Annotated in this window: 22 protein-coding genes and 1 pseudogene; 10 read left to right on the plus strand and 13 right to left on the minus strand. The window is 70.0% G+C overall.

Annotated elements, in window-relative coordinates; translation table 11 throughout:
• Positions 1-2: 2 nt before the first annotated feature.
• The 3 genes from qcrC to qcrB are packed head-to-tail and all read left to right on the plus strand — an operon-like array spanning position 3 to position 3,423.
• Positions 3-803 carry a cytochrome bc1 complex diheme cytochrome c subunit gene (gene qcrC, locus OG470_RS23670; RefSeq protein WP_328415549.1) on the plus strand — a complete coding sequence of 267 codons (801 nt, stop codon included), beginning with the start codon at positions 3-5 and terminating at the stop codon, positions 801-803.
• Entirely contained in the window at positions 800-1,663 is an 864-nt protein-coding gene (locus OG470_RS23675) for a QcrA and Rieske domain-containing protein (protein ID WP_328415551.1), read from the plus strand. The genes qcrC and OG470_RS23675 overlap by 4 nt, the downstream gene beginning before the upstream one ends.
• Positions 1,660-3,423, plus strand: coding sequence for a cytochrome bc1 complex cytochrome b subunit (gene qcrB, locus OG470_RS23680; RefSeq protein ID WP_328415552.1), 1,764 nt, complete (start codon positions 1,660-1,662; stop codon positions 3,421-3,423). Before OG470_RS23675 ends, qcrB begins: the two co-directional genes overlap by 4 nt.
• Positions 3,424-3,526: 103 nt before the next feature.
• Here the strand turns inward: qcrB and OG470_RS37370 are convergent.
• The 3 genes and pseudogenes from OG470_RS37370 to OG470_RS23690 form a co-directional block, all read right to left on the minus strand.
• Positions 3,527-3,781, minus strand: a pseudogene (locus OG470_RS37370) (hypothetical protein); the annotation flags it as partial.
• Positions 3,777-4,895: an RNA-guided endonuclease InsQ/TnpB family protein gene (locus tag OG470_RS23685; RefSeq protein WP_442930953.1), complete on the minus strand. Its 1,119-nt coding sequence runs from the start codon at positions 4,893-4,895 to the stop codon at positions 3,777-3,779. The pseudogene OG470_RS37370 and the gene OG470_RS23685, both read right to left, overlap by 5 nt.
• Positions 4,838-5,251 carry a hypothetical protein gene (locus OG470_RS23690; RefSeq protein ID WP_328415556.1) on the minus strand — a complete coding sequence of 138 codons (414 nt, stop codon included), beginning with the start codon at positions 5,249-5,251 and terminating at the stop codon, positions 4,838-4,840. Before OG470_RS23690 ends, OG470_RS23685 begins: the two co-directional genes overlap by 58 nt.
• 18 nt (positions 5,252-5,269) lie before the next feature.
• Between OG470_RS23690 and OG470_RS37375 the strand changes: the two genes are divergently transcribed.
• A complete protein-coding gene (locus OG470_RS37375) occupies positions 5,270-5,452 on the plus strand; it encodes an IS200/IS605 family transposase (protein ID WP_442931208.1) in 183 nt (60 codons plus the stop codon).
• A 104-nt stretch (positions 5,453-5,556) separates the two neighbouring features.
• Here OG470_RS37375 and OG470_RS23695 read toward each other — a convergent pair whose 3' ends face one another.
• The 5 genes from OG470_RS23695 to OG470_RS23715 all read right to left on the minus strand — a co-directional run bounded on the left by OG470_RS23695 (position 5,557) and on the right by OG470_RS23715 (position 12,202).
• Positions 5,557-6,549: a TIGR03842 family LLM class F420-dependent oxidoreductase gene (locus OG470_RS23695; protein ID WP_328415558.1), complete on the minus strand. Its 993-nt coding sequence runs from the start codon at positions 6,547-6,549 to the stop codon at positions 5,557-5,559.
• An 11-nt stretch (positions 6,550-6,560) separates the two neighbouring features.
• On the minus strand, positions 6,561-7,964 hold the full coding sequence (hydA, locus tag OG470_RS23700) for a dihydropyrimidinase (RefSeq protein WP_328415560.1): 1,404 nt from the start codon (positions 7,962-7,964) through the stop codon (positions 6,561-6,563).
• Positions 7,961-8,803 carry a nitrilase-related carbon-nitrogen hydrolase gene (locus OG470_RS23705; protein WP_328415562.1) on the minus strand — a complete coding sequence of 281 codons (843 nt, stop codon included), beginning with the start codon at positions 8,801-8,803 and terminating at the stop codon, positions 7,961-7,963. The genes hydA and OG470_RS23705 overlap by 4 nt, the downstream gene beginning before the upstream one ends.
• A complete protein-coding gene (locus OG470_RS23710; protein WP_328415564.1) occupies positions 8,800-10,356 on the minus strand; it encodes an NCS1 family nucleobase:cation symporter-1 in 1,557 nt (518 codons plus the stop codon). Before OG470_RS23710 ends, OG470_RS23705 begins: the two co-directional genes overlap by 4 nt.
• Before the next feature lie 241 nt (positions 10,357-10,597).
• Positions 10,598-12,202 (minus strand): PucR family transcriptional regulator, encoded by a 1,605-nt coding sequence (locus OG470_RS23715; RefSeq protein ID WP_328415566.1) that lies wholly within the window; start codon positions 12,200-12,202, stop codon positions 10,598-10,600.
• Positions 12,203-12,330: 128 nt separating this feature from the next.
• Between OG470_RS23715 and OG470_RS23720 the strand changes: the two genes are divergently transcribed.
• Positions 12,331-13,596, plus strand: coding sequence for an aspartate aminotransferase family protein (locus OG470_RS23720; protein ID WP_328415568.1), 1,266 nt, complete (start codon positions 12,331-12,333; stop codon positions 13,594-13,596).
• Positions 13,593-15,083: a CoA-acylating methylmalonate-semialdehyde dehydrogenase gene (locus OG470_RS23725; RefSeq protein WP_328415569.1), complete on the plus strand. Its 1,491-nt coding sequence runs from the start codon at positions 13,593-13,595 to the stop codon at positions 15,081-15,083. Before OG470_RS23720 ends, OG470_RS23725 begins: the two co-directional genes overlap by 4 nt.
• A gap of 47 nt (positions 15,084-15,130) precedes the next feature.
• On the opposite strand, the gene OG470_RS23730 is transcribed toward OG470_RS23725, so the two are convergent.
• Positions 15,131-15,457: a DUF4326 domain-containing protein gene (locus OG470_RS23730; protein ID WP_328415571.1), complete on the minus strand. Its 327-nt coding sequence runs from the start codon at positions 15,455-15,457 to the stop codon at positions 15,131-15,133.
• An 82-nt stretch (positions 15,458-15,539) separates the two neighbouring features.
• Between OG470_RS23730 and OG470_RS23735 the strand changes: the two genes are divergently transcribed.
• Complete coding sequence (locus OG470_RS23735; RefSeq protein ID WP_328415573.1) at positions 15,540-16,730, plus strand: MFS transporter; 1,191 nt, start codon at positions 15,540-15,542, stop codon at positions 16,728-16,730.
• A 111-nt stretch (positions 16,731-16,841) separates the two neighbouring features.
• Here the strand turns inward: OG470_RS23735 and OG470_RS23740 are convergent, their stop codons facing one another.
• Positions 16,842-18,470 (minus strand): isovaleryl-CoA dehydrogenase, encoded by a 1,629-nt coding sequence (locus OG470_RS23740; RefSeq protein WP_328415575.1) that lies wholly within the window; start codon positions 18,468-18,470, stop codon positions 16,842-16,844.
• Entirely contained in the window at positions 18,467-19,066 is a 600-nt protein-coding gene (locus OG470_RS23745) for a TetR/AcrR family transcriptional regulator (protein ID WP_328415577.1), read from the minus strand. The genes OG470_RS23740 and OG470_RS23745 overlap by 4 nt, the downstream gene beginning before the upstream one ends.
• 452 nt (positions 19,067-19,518) lie before the next feature.
• Here OG470_RS23745 and OG470_RS23750 point away from each other — a divergent pair, with 452 nt between their 5' ends.
• Positions 19,519-21,504, plus strand: a complete 1,986-nt coding sequence (locus OG470_RS23750) for a beta-propeller domain-containing protein (protein ID WP_328415579.1) — start codon at positions 19,519-19,521, stop codon at positions 21,502-21,504.
• 132 nt (positions 21,505-21,636) lie between these two features.
• The gene (locus OG470_RS23755; RefSeq protein ID WP_328415581.1) at positions 21,637-21,987 is read left to right on the plus strand and encodes a hypothetical protein; all 351 of its coding nucleotides are present in this window, start codon (positions 21,637-21,639) and stop codon (positions 21,985-21,987) included.
• Between the two features lie 102 nt (positions 21,988-22,089).
• Here OG470_RS23755 and OG470_RS23760 read toward each other — a convergent pair whose 3' ends face one another.
• On the minus strand, positions 22,090-23,022 hold the full coding sequence (locus OG470_RS23760; RefSeq protein ID WP_328415583.1) for an NAD(P)-dependent oxidoreductase: 933 nt from the start codon (positions 23,020-23,022) through the stop codon (positions 22,090-22,092).
• Between the two features lie 12 nt (positions 23,023-23,034).
• Entirely contained in the window at positions 23,035-23,772 is a 738-nt protein-coding gene (locus OG470_RS23765; protein WP_328426564.1) for a VOC family protein, read from the minus strand.
• 460 nt (positions 23,773-24,232) lie between these two features.
• Between OG470_RS23765 and OG470_RS23770 the strand changes: the two genes are divergently transcribed.
• Entirely contained in the window at positions 24,233-25,456 is a 1,224-nt protein-coding gene (locus OG470_RS23770; protein WP_328415584.1) for an epoxide hydrolase family protein, read from the plus strand.
• The last annotated feature ends 142 nt before the right edge of the window (positions 25,457-25,598 follow it).

The following is a 25,598-nucleotide window of genomic DNA, read 5'->3' on the forward strand; positions in this document are numbered from 1 at the left end:
CGATGCGGCACTCACGAGCCGCGGCCCGGCGGCTCACCCTGCATCCCCGCCGGATGCTCGCGGTCGGAGCCGTGCTGGTGCTCGCCGCCGGTCCGGTGGCGCTCGCCCCCGAGCCGACCCCCGGGGCGGCGACCCCGGCCGCGTCCGCGCCGTCGTCGATCCCGGCGGACCGGGGCACCGAGCTCTACCTGCAGCAGTGCGCGAGTTGCCACGGTGAGCAGGGGCGGGGCACGCAGCGGGGCCCGTCGCTGATCGGCGTCGGCCCCGCCTCGGTCGACTTCCAGGTCTCCACCGGACGGATGCCGCTGTCGCGGGAGGAGCAGCAGGCCCGGCGCGCGGAACCGGTGTTCTCGGCCGACGACATCCGCGCACTGGTGGGCCACGTCGGCAGCTTCGGCGGGGGTGGTCCGCAGATACCCCGGGTCGCCCCGGGCAACCTGGTCTCCGGTCAGGAGATCTTCGCCGCCAACTGCGCACCCTGCCATGGGGCCACCGGCGCGGGCACCGCGCTGACCAACGGCTGGACCGCCCCGCCGCTGTACGACGCCACAGCGACGCAGGTCGCCGAGGCGGTCCGGGTCGGCCCCGGGCTGATGCCGGTCTTTCCCAGCCAGGTGCTCGACGACCAGCAGGTCAACGACCTCACCGCGTACGTGCAGCGGCTCCGCGGCGAGCGGCTGGACCGGGGCGGCAACCCCCTCGGTCGGCTCGGCCCGCTGGCCGAGGGACTGGTCGCCTGGGTGGCCGTCCTGGGTCTGCTGGTGGCAGCCGCTCGATGGCTGGGCAGGAGGGCGGGGGAGTGAGCGCGCGGCGTCCCTCGGCGAGCGAGCGGGCGGCCAGTCGCCGGACCGTCGTCGCGTTTCTGGTCAGCGCCGCCGGGGCGGTGGGCTTCGCGGTGACGTACGCGGTGGGCGGCGACACCCGCTGGGAGGGGGTCTGTCTCGCGGTGGCCTTCGCCGGGCTGGCCGTGGGCCTCGCCATCTGGGGCCGGCGGCTCGTGCCGGTCGACGGGTACGTCGAGGAGCACGAGGGCTTCGCGCCGCCTCCGACCGAGCAGGCGATGACCGCCGCAGTGCTCGCCGCGCCGGACAGCCCGGTGCGGCGGCGGGGCCTGCTCGCCGCGCTCGGGCTCGCGCTGAGCGCGCTCGGCGCCGCCGCGCTGTTCCCGCTGCGCTCCCTGCTGCCCTCCGGACGGGCCCACCCGCTCCAGGCACGCAGAGACACCCCATGGGGACCCGGCGTGCGGCTGGTCACCGCGGACGGACGGCCACTGCGGCTGCAGGACGTGCCCGCCGGCACCGCGGTCGGGATCTTTCCCGAGGGCCACCTCGACACCGGGGACGGCCCCGCTTTCGCGGTCCGCCTTGATCCGGAACGCTTCTCCCGCCCGCCCTCCGCCGGTCACGTGAACGGGCTGGTCGTCTACTCGCTGCTCTGCACGCACGCAGGGTGCCCGGTCCGGATCTACCTCAAGGGCACCGGGCAGGTGCTCTGTCCCTGCCATCAGTCCTCCTTCGACCTGCTGGCAGATGCCCGGCCGGTGGCCGGTCCGGCGGCCCGGGCGCTGCCAGGGCTGCCGATCGAGGTCGGACCGGACGGCTTCCTCCGCGCGACCGGTGACTTCACCGTGCCGCCCGGCGCGGGCTTCTGGAGCTCACCATGATCACCGACCGGCTGGCCCGGGCCCTGGACGACCGGCTACGGCTCTCGCCGATCACCCGCCGGGCGCTGGTGAAGGTCTTTCCCGACCACTGGTCGTTCATGCTCGGCGAGATCGCGCTCTACTCGTTCATCGCGCTGATCCTCACCGGCGTCTACCTGACCTTCTTCTTCGACGCCAGCTCCGCCGACCGGGTCTACCGCGGTGCGTACGCCCCGCTGGACGGCGCCACCACCTCCGCGGCGTACGCCTCGACGGTGCGGCTCAGCTGGGACGTCCGGGCCGGCCTGCTGATCCGGCAGACCCACCACTGGGCCGCGCTGGTCTTCGTCGCGGCCATCGTGCTGCACCTGGCGCGGATCTTCTTCACCGGGGCGTTCCGCAAACCCCGTGAGCTCAACTGGCTGATCGGCGTGACCATGCTGACCCTCGCCCTGGCCAACGGCTTCACCGGCTACTCCCTGCCGGACGACCTGCTCTCCGGGCTGGGCCTGCGGATCATCACCTCGGTGGTGGAGTCGATCCCCCTGGTCGGGGCGTGGCTGGTTTCCCTGGCCCTGGGCGGGGAGTTCCCCTCCGACGAGATGATCCCCCGGATGTTCGTCGCCCACGTGCTGCTGGTGCCGGCCGTCCTCGTCGCCCTCGTGTCGCTGCACATGGGCATCCTGGTGCGGCAGAAGCACAGCCAGTTCCCCGGTCCGGGGCGGACCGAGCACAACGTCGTCGGCTCCCGGCTGTGGCCGAGCTACACCCTGCGCACGCTCGCCCTGTTCGCCTGGGTGCTGGCGGTACTGTTCGCCCTCGGCGGCCTGATCCAGATCAACCCGGTCTGGCTCTACGGGCCCTTCGAACCGGCCCAGTCCACCGCGCCGGCCCAGCCCGACTGGTACGTCGCCTGGGGTGATGGGGCCCTGCGGCTGTTCCCGCCGCTGGAGTTCCGCGTCGCCGGGCATCTGGTGCCCGCGCCGTTCTTCCCCGGCGTGGTGCTCGGCGGGTTGACCTTCCTCGTCCTCTACGCGTGGCCGTTCGTCGAACGGCTGCGTACCGGCGATCGCCGGCAGCACCACCTACTCGACCGGCCCCGCGACCATCCCGTCCGGATGGGCATCGGTGTGGCCGCGCTGACCTTCTACGCGGTACTCACGGTGGCGGCCGGCGACGACATCATCGCCCGCCTGCTGCGGGTGCCGATCTACGACCTGCTGTCGGTGTTCCAGGTGCTGGTGCTCGTCCTGCCGATCCTGGCCGGGGCCCTCGCCTTCCTGACCGCGCGGGCGCTGCACCGCGGCGGCGCAGCCGGCGTCGGCGAACTCACCCGCGCGGACCTGCGGCGGGCCGCCCACCGCTCGCCTCACCCACCCGAGGGCGAGGGTGAACCGGAAACACCCGCCCTGGACAGGCCGGGGGAACGAATCGAGCTGTGGCCGGAGGGCGACCTGTGGCATTGGCGATACCGCGACGAGGCCCGGCACCTCGTCATCGGCGGGAACCGGGCCCTGCGCTCGGAGGAGGAAGCGATCTCGGCCTCCCGGCTCGCGTACCCGGGGGTCGACCGGGTGGTGGTGCCCGGACCGCCGCCGGCGCCACCGCCCGGGCCGATCCGCGCCGCCCTGCGCCGTTGGGGCCGGGCCGCGGCCGTCGGGTCGCTGCTGCTCGCAGCCCTCGTCGAGAAACGGCGGGACCGCCGGGAGCGGGAACGGGTGGACGGCCCGACGCCGCCGGAGCCGGCGGAAGAGGCGCCGACCGGGGATGGGCGGACATGACACACCTGGTGGGGCGCGTGGAGGGAAAGGGCCGATGAAGGCTCCGCCGTCGCCGAGGGTGGCGCGACCGGTGATGTATCACCAACGAGGATCAGGGTCGGGATCACGGCACGGCCCCCTCCATGTCCCCCCGCACCGCCGTCCCTTCAAGATCGTCCCCAGACCGCTCCGGCGGCCAGGTGGTCCGCCTCAGCCAGCTTGTGTCAGCTTCTCGACCCTGGAGGGCCGAGCTTGCGGATCGTGACGGCTCGTGGTGATGAGCACGAGGTCGCGCCGCGTTCGGCAGGCTGACGGCTGCCCAGCCTGTAACACCGCGTGCGGCGATGTTGCGGGCTGCGTTCCGGTCGGCGTGCTCAGCGAAGCCGCACGACCGGCAGTGGAAGGGTGGATTGGTTGGGCCGGTTGGCCTTGGCGACGTGTCCGCAGGCGGAGCATCCCTGCGAGGTGTACGCCGGGTCGACGTGCACGACCGCCACTGCGGACCGCTTCGCCTTGTAGGCGATGTACTGGCCGAGTTGGTGGAACGCCCACGAGTGCAGCGTGACCCGCTGGGGCCGTCGGAGCCGTACCCGGTCGCGGATGCCGCCCAGGTCTTCCAGGGCGATTCCGCGGCCGGTGCGTTCGGCCTCGGTCACGATGCTCTTGGCGATGCGGTGGTTGGTGTCGGCGGCAAACCGGGATTCCTTGCGGCGGCGTTTCTTCAGCAGCCGCTTGGCGGACTTGGTGCCGATGGCCTGGAGTTTCGCGCGGAGCCGCTGGTTGCGGTGCCGGATGCGGTTTGTGGCTTTGCCGCTGTGGTGGCGGCCGTCGGAGTCGGTGGCGAGGTTGGCGATGCCGAGGTCGACGCCGAGGAACCCGTCCGGTTCCTTGGTCGCGGTGTCGGGGATGTCGCAGGTGGCGTACAGGAACCACTTGCCGTCGCGGCAGACCAGGTCCGACTCGCCGCGGCGGTGCGCGACCAGGGTGGCGTGCTGCTGGTCGGAGCAGCCGAGGCGGATCGGCCCGGATCGGCCAGCGACCGTCCAGATCGACACGGTGCGGGCAGCCAGTTGCCAGGACAGGCAACGGTCGTCGAACGGCTGCGCCGCGTCGCGACGGAACCGGATCGGTTTGCCCTCGGCGGCCTGGCGCCTCTTCGAGGCTGGCTTGCCGAGGTTGCCGGCCTGGATGTTGGCCGTCAGGGTGGCGTACGCGCCGGATACCTTCCGGGCGACGTGGATGGCGGGCTGCGCGGACAGACCCATGTCCTTCAACTGGCCGTAGGTGAGCCGCTGCAACGACTGCTTGGCGAACACCCGCCGCTGGTACGCCAGCCCGGAGGCGACGTTCGCAGCGTCGTTGCACAGGTCCAGAGTGGCCCGCAACGCCGTCTGCTGAGCGGCGTCCGGGAACAGCCGGACCTGCACGACAATCTTCACCAGGCGTCCTCGTCGTCCGCGTAGTCCTCTTCGGCTGCCATCGACGTCGGCCACCGCCGCCAGGCGGCCCGGTCCGCTTCGTCCTCGGAGCAGTGTGTCTCGATCATCAGGTGGGTCAGGGCGCCGTCGATGTACAGCACCGCCTGGTCGACGGTGCCGAGGTCCGGCGCGTCGTACCCGAGACGTGCCAGTGCGACGTCCAGCTCCGCTGCCCGCGCCTCGCTGGCCTGCTGCACGCTGCCCGCGTGGCGGCGTCGCGCTTCGGTCAGCCAGCCGGGCCTGCTGTCACGCAGCGACCGCACGTCCCTCTTCGTCCAGGGGCGGTCGAGTTTCGGCAGGTCCGCGTAGTCGATGCCGAGGACCTTGGCCGCCCATCTCGGCTTCACGACCTTGTCCAGTTTCGCAGGCATGCCCACACCGTATCCACGCTGGTCAACCGACTCAAGGGCGTCTCGGCGCACTACCTGCGCAAGGAGTTCACCGGCCGGATCAACCGGCACATCATCCACGGGCACCTGTGGTCCCCTTCGTACTTCGCCGCGTCCTGCGGCGGCGCCCCACTGGAAGTGATCAAGGACTACATCAACGGGCAGAAGCATCCCGGTCCGTGACGCGATTCCTCCCGGCCCTGAAGGGCCAGCATTCCTCGCCAATCCAGTTGAGCTCCACCGATCACGCTCAGGGAACGTGCGAGGCGTACGTCGAGTGGCCCGGATCAGACCTGCGTGATGACGTTCTTGCCGTACGAGGACAGGGTCTTCTCCTTGTCGTCATGCATGAGGTAGAGGGCGAAGTTGTGCACCCCGATCTCCTTGAGCTCCTGCAGCCGGTCGACATGGGCTGACTCGGGGCCGACGAGGCAGAACCGGTCGACGATCTCATCGGGCACGAAGTCGGTGGACGGATTGCCGGCGCGGCCGTGGTGTGCATAGTCGTAGCCCTCGCGCCCCCTGATGTAGTCGGTGAGCGCCTTCGGCACGACCCCGGAATCACCGTAGCGGGCGACCAGGTCGGCCACATGGTTGCCGACCATGCCGCCGAACCAGCGCAGCTGATCCCGTTGGTGCGCGACGTTGGTGCCCACGTAGGCCGGCGCGGCCACGCACATCGTGATCGAGTCGGGATCTCGACCTGCTGCGGTGGCCGCATCGCGTACCGAGCCGATCGTCCAGCGGGCGATGTCGGGATCGGCCGTCTGCAGGATGAAGCCGTCGGCCTGCTCGCCGACCAGCCGCAGCGCTTTCGGGCCGTAGGCGGCCATCCAGATCTCCAGCCTGCCGTCACGCACCCACGGGATGCGCACCGGCGTGCCGTGGTGTTCGACCTCGTTGCCTTCGGCCAGCTCCTTGATCACGTGCATCGCTTCTTTCAGCGTGGCCAGGCTCGCCGGCGGCTGGCCGATGACCCGCCGGGCCGAGTCGCCGCGGCCGATCCCGCACACCGTGCGGTTGCCGAACATGTCGTTGAGCGTGGCGAAGAGCGACGCGGTGACCGACCAGTCGCGGGTGCTCGGGTTGGTCACCATCGGCCCGACGATCAGGTGCTTTGTTGCGGCGAGGACCTGCGAGTAGATGACGAACGGCTCCTGCCACAGCACGCAGGAGTCGAACGTCCACCCGTAGCGAAACCCGTTGTCCTCGGCGGCGGTGAGGCCGGCCACGACGTCGCGCGCCGGCGGGTCGGTCTGGAGTACGACACCGAAGTCCACGGCTCCTCCTTTTAGACCAGGTACTGACTGAGATCGCGCTTCAGGAACCTGCCGTGCCCGGCCGCGCCGTGAAAGGCGTTGTCGTCGACCACGACTCGACCACGGGACAGCACGGTGGAGACCTTTCCGGTCAGCTCCATGCCCTCGTACGCGGAATAGTCCACGTTCATGTGGTGCGTGCTGGCCGAGATGGTCTGCTGGGCCGTCGGGTCGTACACCGTGATGTCCGCGTCGGCGCCCGGCGCGATGACGCCCTTACGCGGGTAGAGCCCGAACATCCTGGCGGGCGTGGTCGAGCTGATCTCCACCCAGCGCGGCAGGGTGATCTCGCCTTTCACGACGCCCTGATAGAGCAGGTCCATCCGGTGCTCGACGCCGGGCATCCCGTTCGGGATCTTGGAGAAGTCGCCCCGGCCCAGCTCCTTCTGGTCCTTGAAGCAGAAGGGGCAGTGGTCGGTGGACACCAGCGACAGGTCGTTGGTGCGCAGGCCCCGCCACAGTTCCGCCTGGTGCTCCTTGGGGCGCAGCGGGGGAGAGGCGACGTATTTCGCGCCCTCGAAGTCGGGCTTGGCCAGATCCTCCAGCGACAGGAACAGGTACTGCGGGCAGGTCTCGGCGAACACGTTCTGCCCGGTGTCACGCGCCTGGGTGACCGCGTCCAGGGCGTGCGCGGCGGAGAGGTGCACGATGTACAGCGGCGCGCCGGTGACCTTGGCCAGCGCGATCGCCCGCGAGGTCGCCTCGCCTTCCAGCTCGGGCGGCCGGGTCAGGCCGTGCTGCACCGGGTCGGTCTGACCGTTGGCCAGCGCCTGCGCGACGAGCTGGTCGATGGCGATGCCGTTCTCCGCGTGCATCATGATCATCGACCCGGTGTTCCGGGCCTTCTGCATCGCCCGCAGGATCTCCCCGTCGGTGGCGTAGAAGACCCCTGGATAGGCCATGAACATCTTGAACGTGTTGACGCCCGCGTCGATGCAGGCGTCCATCTCCTTCAGAGACGTGTCGTTGACGTCTGAGATGATCATGTGGAACCCGTAGTCGATCGCGCAGTTGCCGTCGGCCTTGCTGTGCCACTTGTCCAGCGCGGACAGCACGGATGTGCCCTTGCCCTGTACGGCGAAGTCGACGATGGTCGTCGTGCCGCCCCAGGCTGCCGCGATTGTCCCGGTCTCGAAATTGTCCGCCGAGAACGTGCCGCCGAACGGCATCTCCATGTGGGTGTGGCCGTCGATGCCGCCCGGCACCACGTACTTCCCGGTGGCGTCGATCGCGCGCTCGGCACCGGACGTCCACTGCTCGGCCAGACCCGAGTCGGGCGCGGCGAGCGCCGCTATCCGCTCGCCCTCGACCAGCACGTCCGCCGGGTACGCCCCGGTGGCGTTGACGATTGTTCCGTTGCGGATGACGATGCTCACGGCTTCACCAGCGATTCGTACGTGTCGGGACGGCGGTCGCGGTAGAACGCCCACAGGTCACGGACCTCGGCCAGCTTGTCCATGTCCAGGTCGCGGACGACAACCTCCGCTTCGCTGTCCGACGCCGCGTCGCCGACCAGTTGCCCGCGCGGGTCCACGAAGTACGACTGGCCGTAGAAGTCGTTGTCGCCCAACGGTTCCACGCCGACCCGGTTGATCGCGCCGACGTAGTACTCGTTGGCGACCGCGGCCGCGGGCTGCTCCAGCCGCCACAGGTACTCCGACAGGCCGCGGCTGGTCGCCGACGGGTTGAAAACGATCTTCGCGCCGGCCAGGCCGAGCGCCCGCCAGCCCTCGGGGAAGTGCCGCTCGTAGCAGATGTAGACGCCGATGCGCCCCACGGCGGTGTCGAACACCGGATAGCCGAGGTTTCCCGGCCGGAAGTAGAACTTCTCCCAGAACCCCTTCACCTGCGGAATGTGGTTCTTCCGGTGCTTGCCGAGGTAGGTGCCGTCGGCGTCGATCACCGCGGCGGTGTTGTAGTAGACACCGGGCTGCTCCTGCTCGTACATCGGCACGATCAGCACCACGCCGTGCTGCTCGGCGACCTCGCGCATCAGCGCGGTCGTCGGCCCGTCCGGGATGGCCTCCGTGTACGAGTAGTAGTCCGCGTCCTGGATCTGGCAGAAGTACGGGCCGTAGAACAACTCCTGCAGGCAGACCACCTGTGCGCCCTGCGAGGCGGCGCTGCGGATGGCGTCGACCGCGTTGGCGATCATCGACTCCTTGTCGCCGGTCCACTTCTGCTGCACCAGCCCGGCTCGGATGATGTTGCTCATTTCTCCCCCTTCGCGTGCGCGGTGCGCGGTATCGACAGCGCCAGGTAGACGAGGAACCCGCCGATCAGTCCGACCACCCAGCTGTAGTCGTAGAGCGGCTTGAGGAACGGGATGAGCCCGTCGGACGGGAACGGCCCCTTGCCGGGTGCGGAGTAGGCGCCACCCACCGCGAGGACCGCGCCGACGACGGTGGCGACGATGGCGGCCCAGTTCCACCCGCCGGAGAACCAGTACCTGCCCTCGGGGCGGTAGAGGGCCGGCAGTTGGAGGCTGGTGCGGTTGCGGATCCAGTACCCGGCGATGAGTACGCCGGCGACGGCGCCGAGCAGGCCGCCGTAGAACCCGAGCCAGACGAAGATGTAGATGTTGGGGTCCTGCACCAGGCGCCACGGTTGGATCAGGATGCCGAGCACGCCGGTGATCAGGCCTCCGGTCCGGAAGTTGATCAGTCGGGGCAGGGCGTTGGAGAAGTCGTACGCCGGGCTGACCGTGTTCGCCGCGACGTTCACCGACAGCGTGGCGACCACGACGGTGAACAGGCCGAGTGCGACGACCAGCGGGTTTTCGAACTTGGCCGCGAGCTGGATGGGGTCCCAGATCGCCTCACCGTAGATCACGGCCGTGCCCGAGGTGATCATGATCGACAGGATGGCGAAGAACGACATCGTGGTGGGTAGACCGAGGATCTGGCCGTACGCCTGCTGCCGCTGACTGCCGCCGAACCGGGTGAAGTCGGGGATGTTCAGCGACAGCGTCGCCCAGAAGGCGATCATCCCCATCAGTGACGGCGCGAACAGCTTCCAGAAGTCGGCGCCCCAGCCCAGCTTCGACGGCTGGGACAGGATCGGGCCGAGCCCGCCCGCCTCGACCAGCACCCAGATCAGCAGGGCGACGGCGACCACGATGACGAACGGTGCGGCCCAGTTCTCGAAGCGCCGCAGGGTGTCCATGCCCCGCCAGATGATCGCCATCTCGATCGCCCAGAACAGGAAGAACGAGGCCCACAGCGTCCACGGGTAGTCCATCACCGTCGCCGCGTCGACCCACCAGGAGCCGAGCAGCTTGCCGGCGATCGCGTAGATCGCCTCGCCGCCGATCCAGGTCTGGATGCCGAACCAGCCGCACGCGATGAAGGCGCGGAGCAGGGCCGGGACGTTCGCGCCGCGGACTCCGTAGAACGCGCGGGCGAAGACCGGGAACGGGATCCCGTACTTCGTGCCCGCGTGGCTGTTCAACAGCATCGGGATCAGGACGAGCAGATTGCCCAGCGTGATCGTGAGAAATGCCTGCACCCAGTTCATGCCGAGCTGGATGAGCCCGGCGGCGAGCAGGTAGGTGGGGATGTTGTGCGCCATGCCGATCCACAGCGCCGCGAAGTTGTACGTGGTCCAGGTGCGCTTCTCGATGGGCACCGGGGCGAGCTCTTCGTTGAAGTACGGGCTGTCGGCGATCGTGGAGAAATCACGCAGCTCGACTCGGCCATCCGGATGGGTGATCTGTGTGCCCGGCTCGACCGCGGTGGTCTCGGCGGGGGGCAGGGGTTCAACGGCCATCGGTCACCTCCCTGTTACGCTGCCGCAACAGCGGCCGGCCAGCCGGCGCGCGAGCTGCGGGTGGGGGCGGATCAGCTCGATCTTTATCTCGGAATGGTGGGTGTCCCGGACCCGCCACGGGCAGCGGCAAAGTGTCCACGCTTGCCGTGATCAGGGCACACTGTGTCCACCCGCACGGCCGCACCGAGCTGTCAATCGGCGCGGTGGCTCGATTCGCAACTCCTGCTGGACCCTTGACCCGTCACGCCTCGTCGAGTTCGTGCACCAGGAGGGCGACGTACAGCGACAGCATCGACTCCGGGTCCTCCAGCGACACCCCGAGCACCTGCGCGATCCGCGACAGCTGCTGGTAGTAGGCCGTACGCGACAGGTGCGCGGCCGCGGCCGCCGCCGACTTGTTCCCGCCCTGCTCGCAGAAGCAGCGCAGCAGCTCCACGAGCCGGCTGCGCTGGCTGGCGTCCCGCGCCAACAGCGGACTCAACTCGCGGTCCGCGAATGCCCGGACCCGCTCGTCGTCGCGCAACAGATGCAGGAGGCCGCGCAGGCGCACATTGTCCAGCTTGTGGTAGAGCTGCGTGCCGGGGGAGCGTAGGGCCGCCCCCGCCACGTGGGCGGCCTCGCCCAGGCTGCGGCGCACCTCGGCGACGTGGGACACCGTGGTGCCGACCGCCACCAGCACCGGACCGGCCGCGGAGCGATGCACCTCTCTGGCCAACCGGCGCAGTACCGGGTCGACCCCGGCCTGCGCGGGCAGCGACAACAACGCCCGAACGCTTGTGTCGTCCACGACGCCCACCAGGGCGGGCACGGCCATCCGCCGCGCGGCCAACGCCGTCCCCTCCGCGAGGTCGCGCAACACCTCCTGCCAGGCCAGCGCAGGGGCGCGCGGCGTCCCGGTCGCGGGCCGGATCGCGACCCCGACCAGCTGCCGCCGCTCGAGGCCAACGCCCAGCGCGGCCGTCCGGGCGGCCAGATCCGGGGGCGGTACCGCCTGACCGAGCAGCTGCGCGAGCAGCATGCGGTGCGTCTGCCGCTCCAGACTCTCCCGATCGCGCGCCACGAGCCGGTGCACCGCCAGCGCCGACGCGGCCCGCTCTGCGACCACAACGTGCCGGTGCGGTGGAGGAGCCGGCGAGAGCAGGACCAGGCGCCCCCAGTCTGCGCCCTGCGCGCCGACCATCGTGACCAACCAGCCGGACTCCTCGTCGTAGGCGGTCCGGTCCGGCGCGGCCACCGACCGGGACCGCTGACCCCAGTCGGCCAACAGCTCGGTGGGATTCTGCCCGGCCGCGTCGTACGCGAGCACCTCGTGCCCCAGCGTCTCCAGCACCACCGGCAGTCCGGAGATCCTGGCCACCTCGCGCAGCACCTCGGCCGGCTCCGCCCCGGCCACGGTGAGCGACGTGAACGTCTCGTGCACCTGCTCGGCAGCCCGCAGCTCGGCGAGCTGCGCGTCGACGATCAGCGCCACCACCGCCTCGGTGACGGACACGAACCTCGTCTCCTCGGCGAGCGTGATCAGGGGGAGTCGGTGCCGGTCGGCCGCTGCCACGAGCGCCTCCGGTATCCGGTCACTCCACCGCCGGACCAACTCGATCACCAGTCCCGCCGCGCGGACCGCGGCCAGGTCGTCCACATACCTCGTGAGCGCCGCCGCTTCGTCCGGCAGCGCGATTCCGGTGGTCAGCACCAGTTCTCCGCCGCGCAGCAGGTGCGCTATGTCGGCGACCTCCGCCACGTGGACCCAGCGGACCCGGCCCTGCATGCCGGCCGACCCGGCCACCACCTGCGGCTTTGCGCGCCGGATCACCGGCAACGCGATGGCTTCTGCGACGGAGGGGTACATCGCTGCCTCCTGTGGGCGGGACTGCACAGAACGTAATGCCCTTGCCCCCAGAGCGGCACAGGTTGTGCATAGCGGTTGGACAACGATTGCCGCCACACTCGCCGTACGGACGAGATAGGGAGGGCGCGATGGCGCACCGCGAGCTGCTGGCCAGACACCGGTCCGTGATGCCGAACTGGCTGGCGCTGTACTACGAGCAGCCGATCGAGATCGCCAGCGCGCACGGTCGCCGGGTGACCGATCGCGAGGGCCGCACGTACCTCGACTTCTTCGGCGGCATTCTCACCAACTCAGTCGGCTACGACGTGGCCGAGATCAGCGACGCGGTCCGCTCGCAGCTCGACACCGGCGTGCTGCACTCCTCGACGCTGTACCTGATCGAGTCGCAGGTCGAGCTCGCCGAGAAGATCGCGCACCTGTCCGGGATCCCGGACGCGAAGGTGTTCTTCACGAACTCGGGTACGGAGGCCAACGAGACCGCGTTGATGCTCGCCACGCAGTACCGCCGCAGCGGGCAGGTGCTCGCGCTGCGCAACTCGTACCACGGGCGCGCGTTCGCCACCGTCGCGATCACCGGCATCCGCGGCTGGTCGGCCAGTGAGCTCAGCCCGATCAAGGTGAGCTGGGTGCACGGTGGCTACCGGTACCGCAGCCCCTTCAAGGACCTGTCGGACGCCGATTACGTCAAGGCGTGCGTCGCCGACCTGCGCGAGGTGATCGAGACCGCGACCGCCGGCGACGTGGCGTGCATGATCGTCGAGCCGATCCAGGGCGTGGGCGGTTTCGCCTCCCCGCCCGACGGCCTGTTCCGCGAGTTCAAGAAGGTGCTCGACGAGTACGGCATCCTGCTCGTCTCCGACGAGGTCCAGACCGGTTGGGGCCGTACCGGCGAGCACTTCTGGGGCATCCAGGCGCACGACGTCGTGCCGGACGCGATGACCTTCGCCAAAGGACTCGGCAATGGTCTGGCGATCGGCGGTGTCGTCGCGCGCGCGGAACTCATGGACTGCCTGCAGGCCAACTCGATCTCCACCGCGGGGGCCCTTGCCACCCTCAACTACCTCCTCGACCACGACCTGCAGGCGAACGCCGCAAAGCTGGGAAACCGCCTGATCCATGGCCTTCGCTCGGTCGCCGCGACGCATCCGGTGGTCGGCGACGTACGCGGCAAGGGTCTGATGCTCGCCCTCGAGTTCGTCGGCCCGGCCGGCGAACCCAATCCCGCGGCCGCAGCCGCCCTGCTGGAGGAAGCGCGCAGTCGCGGACTGCTGGTCGGCAAGGGCGGCCTGCACGGCAACGTGATCCGGCTGGCGCCGCCGATGACGCTCACCGAGGACGAGGCCGACGAGGCGCTGGGCATCCTCGCTGAGGCAATTGAGGCGGTGTCGGCATGAGGATCACGCACTGGATCGGCGGCAAGGCATGGACCGGCATCGCCCAGCGCACGGGTGACGTGTACGACCCCGCGACGGGTCAGGTCGGCGGGCAGGTCGATTTCGCCAGCGCCTCGGACGTCGACGAGGCGGTCACCGCCGCCCGCGAAGCCTTCTCCCGGTGGCGCAACGCCTCCCTCGCCCAACGCGCGAACGTGATGTTCGCGTTCCGCGAACTGCTCAACGCCCGGAAGTCCGACCTCGCCGAGATCATCACCGCCGAGCACGGCAAGGTGCTCTCCGACGCGGCGGGCGAGATACAGCGTGCGCTGGAGGCGGTGGAGTTCGCCTGCGGAATCCCGCAGTTGCTCAAGGGCGGGTTCAGCGAGAACGCCTCGACCAAGGTGGACGTGTACTCGATCCAGCAGCCGCTCGGTGTGGTCGGGGTGATCTCCCCGTTCAACTTCCCGGCGATGGTGCCGCTGTGGTTCGTGCCCAACGCCATCGCCTGCGGCAACACCGTGGTGCTGAAGCCGAGCGAGAAGGACCCCTCCGCGGCGAACTTCCTGGCGGAGCTCTTCGCCGAGGCCGGGCTACCGGATGGCGTGTTCAACGTCGTGCACGGCGACAAGGAGGCGGTCGACCGGATCCTCGAGCATCCGGAGGTCAAGGCGGTCTCGTTCGTCGGGTCGACGCCGATCGCCCGGTACGTCTACGAAACCGGAACGCGCAACGGCAAGCGGGTGCAGGCGCTCGGCGGCGCGAAGAACCACATGGTCGTGCTGCCCGACGCCGACCTCGACCTCGCCGCGGACGCCGCCGTCTCGGCCGGTTTCGGCTCGGCCGGTGAGCGCTGCATGGCGATCTCCGTCGTCGTGGCGGTGGATCCGGTCGGCGATGAGCTGGTCGGCAAGATCAGCGAGCGGATCGCCGGAGTGCATGTCGGCGACGGTCGCCGCCCAGGCTGCGAGATGGGACCTTTGGTCACCGGTGCGCACCGCGACAGGGTGCGGTCATATCTGGACGCCGGCCGGTCCGCGGGCGCGAAGCTGGTGGTCGACGGACGCGGTCAATCGATCGACGGTGACGACGCCGGCTTCTGGCTGGGGCCGACACTCTTCGACCACGTCGACGTGGACATGTCCATCTACACGGACGAGATCTTCGGTCCGGTGCTCTCGGTGGTGCGGGTCCCCAGCTACGACGCGGCGGTCGAAATGGTGAACGCCAACCCGTACGGCAACGGCACCGCCATCTTCACCAACGACGGCGGCGCCGTGCGGCGGTACCAGAATGAAATCGAGGTCGGCATGGTCGGCGTCAACGTGGCGATCCCGGTTCCGGTCTCGTACTACTCGTTCGGAGGTTGGAAGGACTCACTGTTCGGTGACTCGCACGCGTACGGGCCGCACGGCGTGCACTTTTTCACCAGGTCCAAGGTGGTCACCAGCAGGTGGCTCGATCCGTCCCACGGCGGCGTGAACCTCGGCTTCCCACAGAACAGCTGAGCAGCTCGTCGGCAGACCACGTCGATCAGACAGCTCCGCCGGGCCTCCTACCGGAGGCTCGACGCCGGCGGCGAGTCGGCGAGTTCCGCGATCACCTCGGCGTGACAGCGCTCCGGCGCACACCAGCAGCCGAGCCTGCGCCCGCGCACTTCCGCCAGGAGTGCGAGGAGTTCGGGGCTGTCGAGCAGGTACGCGCGGTACTTCTCGACGACCTCGTCCCGGGTGCCGTCCGGGCCGGGGCGGTACGGGCTGGACAACGGGGAGCGGGGGAGCTGCCAGCCGCCGCGATACATGGCGCGCCCGACGTAGACCACGTCGGCGTACGCCGGGTCGTCGCGGTGGCCCTTCAGGTTCACGACTGTGGTTGCCTGCATGCTCGGCTCCTCGGTTTTCCCCGGCAAACGGTAGTCGGGCGATCCACGCCCGGCCAGCTTGCCGGTAGGCCAGACTGCACGGGTGAGAGTCACCGCGCTCACCATCAGGTGGACGCCGTGGCGGTTCGTGTCCGCCTTCGGTGTTGTCAGCCTGCTGTCGGACGTGGTGTACGAGGGCGCCCGGTCGGTCATCGGCCCCTATCTGGCCACCTTCGGCGCATCCGCGACCGTCGTCGGGCTGGTCACCGGCGCTGGCGAGGCGACCGCCCTGGCCGGGCGGCTGGCCACCGGACCCCTCGCGGACCGGACCCGCGCCTACTGGCCGCTCGTCCTGGTCGGCTATGCCGTGACCATGGTCGCCGTGCCCGCTCTCGGGCTGACCACCGCACTGTGGCTGGCTGCGACGCTGTTCGTCGCGGAGCGCGCCGGCAAGGCCATCCGCGGCCCGGCGAGGGATGTCATGCTCTCGCACGCCGCTGCGGCAGTCGGCCGCGGCAAGGGCTTCGCCGTCCATGAGGCGCTCGACCAGGCCGGCGGCGTGGCGGGGCCGCTGCTGGTCGCCGCCGTACTGGCCGCGACCGCCCACAACTACCGGCCCGCGTTCCTCGCCTTGGCCGTACCCGCCGTGGCGGCGATGCTCCTGCTGCTGTGGCTACGCGCCGGCGTGCCCGACCCGCGTCGCTTCGAACCCGGCCCTCGACCCGGCGCGCCGCCCGCCCCGCCTGGCGGCCGGCTACCCCGCGTGTTCTGGACCTATCTGGCGTTCACGGCGGTGACCACGGCCGGCTACGCCACCTTCGGGGTGCTCAGCTTCCACCTCGCCACCCGGCACGTCGTACCCGTGGCGGTGGTCCCGGTCGTGTACGCCGCCGCGATGGGCGTCGACGCGCTCGCCGCGCTGGCCTCCGGGTGGCTGTACGACCGGGCCGGCGTCCGGGTACTGGCCGCCGTACCCGTGCTGACCGCCCTGATCCCGCTGGCGGCCTTCACCACCACCCCGGCGACCGCGGTCGCCGGGGTCCTGGCCTGGGGTGCCGTGCTCGGCATTCAGGAATCCACCATGCGTGCGACCATCGCCGACATCGTCCCCGCCGCTCGGCGGGGCACCGCCTACGGCATCTTCGCCGCCGGGTTGGGCGGGGCGACCCTGGTCGGTGGGCTGCTCACCGGTGCCCTCTACGACTACTCGATCACCGCGTTGATCATCACCGTGGCCGGCATCCAGGCCGTCGCCCTGGCCCTGTTCCTTGCCATCGTTCGACCGGCGACCTGACGCTGGGTCCCGAGAGCCGGCGGCGGAGGTCCGGCTGACCAGCCGGCACCCCGCTGCGTCTGGTGTGGCCGACACCGGTCCGGACGGTGATGGCCACCGGGGAGGTTTCTGTCAGCTTACCTTCGGGGTGGCGTGGGAGATGATCGCGGCGAAGTCGACGCCGGTCGGTAGGGTGCCGTACGCCTGGCCGTGATCGCCGCCGAGCCGGGACGCGCAGAAGGCGTCGGCGACGGCGGGGTGGCCGTGCCGCACCAGCAGCGAGCCCTGCAGCACCAGGGCGAGCCGCTCGACGACGCGCCGCGCCCGCAGTTCGAGGTCGTCGAGGTCGGACAGGTCGGCCTGCACCTGGCGGACCGCGGCGTCGAGCCGTGCGTCGGCGCCGGCAGCGGCGCTCACCTCGGCCTGGAACGCCTCCATGACCTGGGGTTCCTTGACGAGAACACGCAGGACGTCCAGGGCGGCGACGTTGCCGGAGCCCTCCCAGATCGAGTTCAGCGGCGACTCGCGGAACAGCCGCGGCATGCCCGACTCCTCGACGTAGCCGTTGCCGCCCAGGCATTCGAGGGCCTCCGCGGCGTGTGCCGGCCAGCGCTTGCAGACCCAGTACTTGCCTACGGCGAGGGCGAGCCGTTTGAACGCGGTCTCGCTGGCGTCGCCGCGCGCGGATCGGTCGGTCGCTCCGGCGAGGCGCATCATGAGAATGGTGGCGGCCTCGGACTCGACCGCGAGGTCGGCGAGCACGTTGCGCATCAGTGGCTGGTCGATGAGGTACCGGCCGAAGGTCTGCCGGTGGGTGGCGTGGTGGGCGGCGGTGATCAAGCCTTGGCGCATCCCGGCCGCCGCGCCGATCACGCAGTCGAGGCGGGTCAGGTTGACCATGTCGATGATCGTGCGCACGCCACGGCCCTCGTCTCCGACGCGCCAGGCGACCGCCTGCTCGTATTCGACCTCCGCCGAGGCGTTGGACCGGTTGCCGAGCTTGTCCTTCAGGCGCATCAGCCGCATCGGGTTGCGGGTGCCGTCGGGAAGGACACGCGGGACGAGGAAGCAGGTGATTCCGTCCGGTGCCTGGGCGAGGGTGAGGAAGATGTCGCACATCGGCGCCGACGTGAACCACTTGTGCCCGACGAGCCGGTAGGTTCCGTCCGGCTCAGGGCGGGCGGTGGTGGTGTTGGCGCGCACGTCCGAGCCGCCCTGCTTCTCCGTCATCGACATGCCCGCCAGCAGCCCCTGCTTGGCCAGCGGCGGACGCAGCCCGAAGTCGTACGTCGTGGCGGTGAGCAGCGGCTCGTACCGCGCGGCCAGCTCCGGGTTGTGCCGCAGCGCCGGCACTGCTGCGTAGGTCATCGAGATCGGGCAGCCGTGGCCGGCGTCGGGCCGCCACGTGTAGAACTTGGCGGCCCGGGCCACGTGTGCGCCCGGTCGATCGTCCGCCCACGGTGCGGCGTGCAGGCCGTGCGTGACCGCGGTGCGCATCAGCTCGTGCCAGGCGGGGTGGAACTCGACCTCGTCGATCCGATGGCCGGAGCGGTCGTGGGTGCGTAGGACCGGCGGATGCTCGTTGGCCAGCCGCCCGTACTCGATGGCCTGCTCGGCGCCGCCCAGGCGGCCGAGCTCGTGCAGCTCGGCGGCGGCCCAGCCGGCGCCCTCCCGCTCGAGCCCGTTGAGCAGTGCCGGGTCGTCCGCCGCGTCGTAGCCAGCGAGCGGGGGAACTTGGTTGAAGACCTCGTGTGTCGTCACGGCGATACTCCCAGCGCGCGGTGGATGAAGGCGATCAGGGCGGGGATGGTCTCCGGGCCGGCGACCCCGGCGGCCAGCGGACCGACCATGGCCTCGGCCAGGGCGCCGACCAGCGCGGTCGCGGTCAGCTCCGGATCTTGCGGGGGTAGTTCACCGCTCGCCACATCGGCCGCGACGTACCCGGCGATCAGTTCGGCGTAGGCGCGGCGGAAGACGAGCCGCTCGGCGTCGACCGCGGGGTCGACCGGCTCGGCGAGCAGGGCGTACGCCAACCGTGGGGACTGCAGGGCGCGGCCGGAGAACGTCTCGACGACGGCGGCCATCTGCTCGGCGGCGGAGGTCTCCAGCGCTGCGGCGCGCGCGACCGCGTCCACCTCGCGCTGGGAGGCCGTGCGGAACACCTCGGCGAACAGGTCGGCCTTGGTCGGGAAGTGGCGGTAGACGCTGCCGGTCGCCACGCCGGCCCGCTCGGCGACGGCGGCGACCGAGCAGCCGGCGTACCCGTGCTCGGCCATGATTCCCAGTGCCGCGGCGATGATCCGTTCCCGGGAGGCGCTCAGCCGAGCCTTCACCCGCTCGGTGCTTCGGTACGCCACGCAAGGATTGAACCATCATTCAATCCTTGGCGACAAGGTGTCGTGTCGGCCCGGCCGGCCTCGCCGGGCCGTCGCGGTGGTGCGACCGGAAGCGGTAGCCGGGGTGATCCAGGCCCGGCCACCTTGCCGGTGGACCAGACTGCATGGGTGAAAATCACCGCGCTCACAATCAGGTGGACGCCGTGGCCGTTCGTGACCGCGTTCGGTGTGGCCGTACGGCTATCTGATCGAGCTCGGTCAGGGCACCGGGATCCTTGCCGAGATGGGTCGCGCCGCCTCCGCCTGAGCGACCGACACCCGCACCCCCGGTCGTTTACTCGGCGCGGGGTCTGCATGCTGGGAACCCAGCCCGGGGCAGCCACGTCGTAGGGGGCATGACGGGTAGCAGCGCCCACGTACCCCATCCAACGGCCGCCACCGGCGTCCCCCGAGTCATGACCCCAGCTCGCCTCATGGGACTGGCCCTGGTCGCCGGCCTGGCGCTGGTCACCGGTTGTACGACAGAGCCGGCCCCCGTGCCGCCACGTGACCGGCAAGTGCCGGCCGGCGGGTTCCGGCTCGTCGCGTTCGACTCCTGCCCGGAGGCGCTGCGGCAGCTGAAGACGGCTGCCAAGGCGTACGTCGGGCCCTGGGGGTTCGGGCCGAACGGGGACATCCGTACCTTCGGCGGCGCGGAACAGGCCGGGGCGCCCGCCGGAGCGAAGCGGGCGGATGCGGCGCCCGGGGCCACAGCCCTGGGCGACACGGCGGCCGGGGCCGCCGCCCCCGGCTACTCGGGCACCAACACCCACGAGGCCGGGGTCGACGAACCGGACCTGGTCAAGACCGACGGCAAGCGGATCGTCACCGTCAACCAAGGCAAGCTGTACGTGATCGACCCGGCCACCCGCCAGCTGACCGGGGAACTGCAACTGGCACCCGGCGGGTTCGGCGGGGCCGAAGACAGCCTGCTGCTGCAGGGTGACCGGGCGCTGGTGCTGCTCCGCGAGGGGTGGGTTGGAACGGCGAAAGACGCCGTCCCCGAGAGAGGCGGGCGCCCCGCCCCGGCAGACGGCGGCGCTGCCCCGATGCCGAACGGCATCATCGGCCCCCGGCTGATCATGGTCGACCTTTCCGGCGCACCGAAGGTCATCGGCGAATACCGTATCGACGGCAATCTGGTGGACGCCCGCCAGGTAGGCACGACGGTCCGCGTCGTGGTCCGCTCCATGCCCCGGCTGAACTTCCCGCACCGGGAACAGGCCACAGACGGGCAGCGCACCACCGCCAACCGCGAGATCATCGACAACGCCACCGCCGACGACTGGCTGCCCCGGTACGAGGTCACCTCCGGCGGGCGAACCAGCGCCGGACGGGTCGGCTGCGAACGGGTGAGCCGGCCGGCCGCCTACTCCGGCACGTCGCTGGTGACCGTGCTCAGCTTCGACCTCGGTGTGGCCACGCTCGGCGCTGGCGACCCGGTCACCGTGATCGCCGACGGCGACACCGTCTACAGCAACGGACCCCGGCTGTACGTCGCCAACGACCAGCGCTGGCGGGTGCTGCCGATGCTGACCGCGCGGAACATCGCACCCGATCCCAGGGACGAGACCACCGAGATCTACCAGTTCGACACCTCGGGCGCCGGTGCCCCGCGGTACGTCGCCGCCGCCTCCGTACCGGGCTGGCTCATCAACCAGTACGCCATGTCCGAGTGGGACGGTCACCTGAGAGTGGCCACCACCAGTGGCCGTACCTGGGGCAACAAGCCGAACTCGACGTCCAGCGTGTACGTCCTGCGCGCCGACGGCACGGCGCTGACCCAGGTCGGCAAGGTCACCGGACTGGGCAAGGGGGAACGGATATACGCGGTACGGTTCGTCGGCGGCACCGGGTACGTCGTCACCTTCCGGCAGACCGACCCGCTCTACACCGTCGATCTGCGTGATCCGGGGGCGCCGAAGGTGAGCGGCGAACTGAAGATCAACGGGTATTCGGCGTACCTGCACCCGGCCGGCGAAGGACGGCTGCTCGGCGTCGGGCAGGAGGCGTCCGACCAGGGCCGTGTCCAGGGCACCCAGCTTTCACTCTTCGACGTCTCCGATCCGGCCAAGCCGACCCGGATCGCCCAGTACCACGTCAAGCAGGGGCACTCCGAGGCGGAGTTCGACCCGCATGCGTTCCTCTACTGGCCGGCCGAACGCCTGGTCGTGGTCCCACTGACCGTCCACGGTACGGGCCTGCCGAGCAACGTGGCGCTGGCCCTGCGAGCCGGCGACGGCGGGTTCACCGAGGTCGGCGCGGTCGACCACACGCTGGGCACGGGGCGTCTCGAGGGTATGACGACGATCCGCCGGTCACTGGTGGTCGACGGAGTGCTCTGGACCGTCTCCGCCGCTGGCCTTAAGGCGACCAGCCTCTCCACGATGAAGACCCTCGGCTGGCTGCGTACGGCGTGAACGGCATGGTGGTGTCCGGGGTGGCCCGCCGTGGGTGGGCGTGGCGGTTGCCCGCCGCGCACCGCCCTGGCGTCCGCACCGACCACGAGTGATCGGGCCCGTGGTGATCAGGCGGCGGGTAACGTGAACGCCGTGGAGGATCTCGGCGCGAAGGTCTCGTACCTTGCGCTCGCCGTCGGCACCCGGGTCTACGACGTCGAATCGGCACCCGTCGGCGTGGTCGAGCACGTGCTCGCCGACGAACGGGACGACATCTTCCACGGCGTCATCGTGGCCCCGCCGAAGCCGTACCGGTCCCATCGCTTCGCCCACCGGGAGCAGATCGCCGATCTGTACGAGCGGGGGGTCGTGCTGTCGGTGCCCGGTGCCGAAATGCACGAGCCGGGCGAGGACACGCCGGCCAGAGAGGTCGAGGCCGCGGGTGACGACCCAGTGCAGATGGGCCTCCGCCGCGCCTGGGAGTGGCTGAGTCGACCACGCTGAACCTGGCGGCCAGTTCACACCAGGTGAACGATGATCGGCCCGTCGAGGCAGGCGAGGAAGAGTTCAACGGTCACCTGACGGGCCTGCCGCACGGCCCACGTCTCAGGCTGATCGGGCAGTGTCGGTGATGTACGCGATCACGGCCGAGTAGTCCCGGTCGCCAAGGCCGGCCTCCTGGGCTGACGCGACCCACTGCCGCGCGGCCACCGCGACCGGCAGTTCGACGCCTGCCGACTCGGCGGCCGACACGACCAGATCGGCGTCCTTACGGGCGAGTGACAGCGCGAACCGGAGCGGGAATTGACCGGACTCGACTGCTGGTCGTCGCCGATCCGCCTGCGCGCCAACGGGAGTCGCGGACAAGACCTCAAACGCTGTGTCACGCGGCAGTTCAAGCCCATCCGCGAGGGCGAGCGCCTCACCGAGAACAGCGAGCACTCCGAAGAGGGTCGAATTGGCTACCAGCTTGGCCGCCGCGCCGGCACCGAGCGGTCCGACATGCATCGGCGAGCCAAGCGCGCCCAACACCGGCATCCACCGTTGGGCGAGCGGCTCCGGCCCACCGACGAAGATCCGCAGCGAACCCGACTCGGCCTCCGAGACGCTGCCCAGCACCGGCGCATCGAGCAGGCCAACACCATCCGGCAGTTGCGCGGCCAACCATCGCACCGCGGACGGCCCGACCGTGGACATCTCAGCGAGCGTCGTCGACGCGGTAGCACCGGCGAGGATGCCCAGCGGGCCCTCGACCACCTCTTGCAGCGCGGCCGGGTCGGACAGCATGGTGATGACCAAATCCGCCCGGCGGGCAGCCTCTGCCGGACTGCCGGCAGCGACCGCGCCACGCGCCACCAGATCGCTGGCCCTCTGCGGCGTGCGGTTCCAGACAACGAGGTCATGGCCGGCATCGAGCAACCGGTGGGCCATCCGGCTACCCATTCCACCCAGACCGATCACAGCGACCGTGGCCATGGCGCCATCCTGCCAATTTCGCCCGGGCAATGCCGCACCAAGCGCCGGCTCGTCCACATCCATCATCAGCTCCGGTCAGCTTGGCGTGAGGAGGCAGAACTCGTTACCTTCCGGGTCGGCGAGGACGGTCCACGGGACATCGTTTTGGCCTAGGTCGATGGCGGTGGCGCCGAGAGTCCGCAGTCTGGTCGCCTCGGCCTCTAGGTCGTCACCCGGGTATGGGCGGACGTCGAGATGGACGCGGTTCCACACGGTCTTCACGTCGGGTGTGCGGATGAACTCCAGATATGGGCCAACGCCCTTGGCGGAACGCAGTACCGCGTTGTGGTCGGTCACCTCGTGCAGGGTCCAGTCCATGGCCTTGCCCCAGAAGCGGGCCATGGCTCGCGGATCCGCGCAGTCGACCACTACCGCGGCGATCGGTCCGGTGTCTCGATAGAGCGGTCGGGGGTCCAGCACGCAGAACTCGTTGCCCTCTGGGTCGGCCATGACCGTCCATGGCACGTCGCCCTGGCCTATGTCAGCGGGTGTTGCGCCGAGATCCTTCAGGCGCGTGACCACCTCCGCCTGATGGGCCGCCGAGGTGGTGGCGAGGTCGACGTGCACGCGGTTCTTCACCGTCTTGGGTTCCGGGGAGACGACGAGGTCAAGGCAGACGGCGACGGGGTCGGGGTAGACGAAGCCCTCGGGTTCGAGGTTGGTCACGCCGGGTCCCTCGCTGGAGACCCCCCAGCCGAGCGCCTTCGCCCAGAAACCGCCCAGCGCGGAGTCGTCGCGAGCCTTCATGTTGATCTGAACAAGTCGCGTTGCCATGCCGACGATGCTAGGGCCCGTCGAGTCGGCGGTGGTGCCCGAACTGGAGTGATCGTTCGGCGTGTCGAAGATCGGCATATGGCGAGGTCTCCGAAAGATGGTTCATGCCCCATGGCGCGACGTGCAGGCCGAACCACCCGGCGGTGTCAGCGTCGAGCCGGCCGACCACGCGCTCGGCCGCTCCCGCGGTGGGTTGACCACGAAGCTGCACCTGGGCTGCGAGCAAGGCAAGAAACTCCTCGCCATCCATGATTGCTCGTATGGCCCCGACACGGGGAAAGGCTCTCTACGCTTGGACGGAGATGTGCCGGCGCGCCTCTGCCGACCTGGCACAGGTCCGGGCTGCGCCTTCACTGAAGATGCCCCTTCCGCAGCAGGAGCCGAGGCATGCCGTTTGTCGCGGCAGGAGGGCAGAAGCCCTGCTCGACCTCCAATGAGCTCGAAACGGAAAGGGGCCCACATGGCTGTCAAGACGGAAGCGCGACCGGACGTAGGGGTCCGGCCGTTCAGGGTGGAGGTCCCCGAGGCGGACCTCAAGGCGCTGCGTGCGCGCATCGCGGCCACGCGGTGGCCCGAGAAGCAGACCGTCGACGATCAATCGCAGGGCGTGCCGCTCGAAACGAGCCAGGCGCTCGCGCGCTACTGGGAGAAGGAGTACGACTGGCGCAAGGTCGAGGCGCGGCTGAACGCCCTGCCGAACTTCATCACCGAGATCGACGGGCTCGACATCCACTTCATCCACGTCCGATCCAAGCACGAGGACGCGCTGCCGCTCATCGTCACGCACGGCTGGCCGGGCTCGGTCATCGAGCAGCTGAAGATCGTCGGTCCGCTCACCGACCCGACGGCGCATGGCGCGGACGCGTCGGACGCCTTCCATCTGGTGATTCCATCGCTGCCCGGCTTCGGTTTCTCGGGCAAGCCGAGCACGCCCGGCTGGGGCCCCGAGCGCATCGCGGGCGCCTGGATCGAGCTGATGAAGCGCCTCGACTACACGCGATTCGTGGCCCAGGGCGGCGACTGGGGTGCGCTCATCACGGATGTCATGGGTCTGCAGGCGCCACCGGAACTGCTCGGCATTCACACCAACATGCCGGGTATCATTCCGCCCGACATCGATACGCTGCTCCAGTCCGACATCACCGGAGCGGGCAACGCGCTGGCCTCGCTGCCGTCGAACCTCTCCGACGAGGAAAAGCGGGCGTGCGAGCAGCTGAACTTCTTCTGGAAGCACTCCGCCTACGCTGCCATGATGGGGACGCGCCCGGAGACACTGACCGGATTCGCGGACTCGCCCATCGCTCTGGCGAGCTACATGATCGACCATGACGCCGCCAGCCTGGAGTTGATCTGCCAGGCCTTCGCCGGACAACCCGTCGGCCTTACGCGGGACGACGTCCTCGACAACATCACGCTCTTCTGGCTGACGAACACGGGAGCTTCCGCGGCTCGGATCTACTGGGAGAACAAGCTCTCCTTCTTCTCCGCCAAGGGCGTCTCTGTCCCGGCTGCCGTGAGCGTCTTCCCCGACGAGATGTATCAGACCCCGAGGAGTTGGGCGGAGCAGGCGTATCCCAATCTCATCCACTTCAACAAGCTCGACAAGGGCGGGCACTTCGCCGCCTGGGAACAGCCGCAACTTCTTTCCGAAGAGCTTCGCGCCGCCTTCCGGTCGCTTCGCTAGCTGACCCTGCACGAACGTCTGCACATGTCCGCACTGGGCGGGGCTCGGCGAGGGACGACTCCCACTCGTCGAGCCGACGGCCCGCCGCGTCCGACGCAGCTTCGTCCGCCCACATGTCGGCCCTCCCCAGGGACATCGGCGC

The organism is Micromonospora sp. NBC_00389 (assembly GCF_036059255.1).
In the GTDB taxonomy this organism is placed as follows: Bacteria; Actinomycetota; Actinomycetes; order Mycobacteriales; family Micromonosporaceae; genus Micromonospora.

Excerpts from the sequence above, each read along its gene's own strand:
- qcrC (WP_328415549.1), top strand. The coding sequence starts at position 3 with ATGCGGCACTCACGAGCCGCGGCCCGGCGGCTCACCCTGCATCCCCGC.
- qcrB (WP_328415552.1), top strand. The coding sequence starts at position 1,660 with ATGATCACCGACCGGCTGGCCCGGGCCCTGGACGACCGGCTACGGCTC.
- OG470_RS23750 (WP_328415579.1), top strand. The coding sequence starts at position 19,519 with ATGGGACTGGCCCTGGTCGCCGGCCTGGCGCTGGTCACCGGTTGTACG.
- OG470_RS23725 (WP_328415569.1), top strand. The coding sequence starts at position 13,593 with ATGAGGATCACGCACTGGATCGGCGGCAAGGCATGGACCGGCATCGCC.
- OG470_RS23720 (WP_328415568.1), top strand. The coding sequence starts at position 12,331 with ATGGCGCACCGCGAGCTGCTGGCCAGACACCGGTCCGTGATGCCGAAC.
- OG470_RS23715 (WP_328415566.1), bottom strand. The coding sequence starts at position 12,202 with ATGTACCCCTCCGTCGCAGAAGCCATCGCGTTGCCGGTGATCCGGCGC.
- OG470_RS23760 (WP_328415583.1), bottom strand. The coding sequence starts at position 23,022 with ATGGATGTGGACGAGCCGGCGCTTGGTGCGGCATTGCCCGGGCGAAAT.
- OG470_RS23765 (WP_328426564.1), bottom strand. The coding sequence starts at position 23,772 with ATGGCAACGCGACTTGTTCAGATCAACATGAAGGCTCGCGACGACTCC.
- OG470_RS23690 (WP_328415556.1), bottom strand. The coding sequence starts at position 5,251 with ATGCCTGCGAAACTGGACAAGGTCGTGAAGCCGAGATGGGCGGCCAAG.
- OG470_RS23730 (WP_328415571.1), bottom strand. The coding sequence starts at position 15,457 with ATGCAGGCAACCACAGTCGTGAACCTGAAGGGCCACCGCGACGACCCG.
- OG470_RS23710 (WP_328415564.1), bottom strand. The coding sequence starts at position 10,356 with ATGGCCGTTGAACCCCTGCCCCCCGCCGAGACCACCGCGGTCGAGCCG.
- OG470_RS23770 (WP_328415584.1), top strand. The coding sequence starts at position 24,233 with ATGGCTGTCAAGACGGAAGCGCGACCGGACGTAGGGGTCCGGCCGTTC.
- OG470_RS23705 (WP_328415562.1), bottom strand. The coding sequence starts at position 8,803 with ATGAGCAACATCATCCGAGCCGGGCTGGTGCAGCAGAAGTGGACCGGC.